Genomic DNA, 818 nt, shown 5'->3' with positions numbered 1-818 from the left:
CAGGCGGGGCGGAAAGTATACCGCAGCGGGGACCAGGTGGTGCGCCTGCCCAGCGGGCAGCTGCAGTACGTGGGGCGTTTCGACGACCAGGTCAAGGTGCGCGGCTACCGCGTCGAGCTGGGTGAAGTCCAGCACGCGCTGCTCCAACTCCCCGGCATAGGTCAGGCCGCTGTGGTAGCCGCCACCAACGAAGGTACCACCGAACTGGTGGCCTACGTGGTAGCGGCCAATGGACAAAAGGTAGAGGAAGCTACCGTGCGTACGCAATTACAAGCGCAGTTGCCCGCCTACATGGTGCCTAGTGCGGTGCTGGTTCTCGCAGCTCTGCCCGTAACGGCCAACGGCAAACTCGATACCAAGGCCCTGCCCGTAGTAGGCCAGCAGCGCGCTGCCGGCCGGGACTACCAGGCCCCGCAGGGGGAGGTGGAAGAACAGCTGGCCGCCGTGTGGAGCAGTGTGCTGCGCCGTGAGCCAGTGGGCCGCCAGGACAACTTCTACGACCTCGGCGGTGACTCTATTAAGTCAATTCTGGTCGTTTCGCGTCTGCGGCAGAAAGGCTACTCGGTTGAGGTAGCCGATATTCTTAGCTACCCCATATTGTCTGAGCTGGCGCAGCGTGCTGTTAAGCTCACCCGGCAGATTTCTCAGGTCCAGATTACCGGCGACGGTGAGTTGAGCCCCATTCAGCACTGGTTTCTGAACAGCGACCAGCCTGATAAACATCATTACAACCAGTCGGTGTTGCTGCAGAGTGCTTCGGCGCTGCAGGCCGAGGGGTTGCGGCAAAGCCTGGCCCAGCTGCTTCTGCACCACGACGC

1 protein-coding gene is annotated in these 818 nt (G+C 62.1%); it reads left to right on the top strand.

Going from position 1 to position 818, the window contains the following annotated elements; translation table 11 throughout:
- Positions 1 to 818: AMP-binding enzyme (locus LGH70_RS23480; protein WP_226190997.1), on the top strand; the 818-nt coding region annotated here is incomplete at both ends.

Source organism: Hymenobacter nitidus, assembly GCF_020447315.1.
Taxonomy (GTDB): Bacteria; Bacteroidota; Bacteroidia; order Cytophagales; family Hymenobacteraceae; genus Hymenobacter; species Hymenobacter nitidus.
The sequence above is the reverse complement of the archived record's forward strand: the minus strand, read 5'-3'. Positions and strand labels throughout refer to the sequence as shown.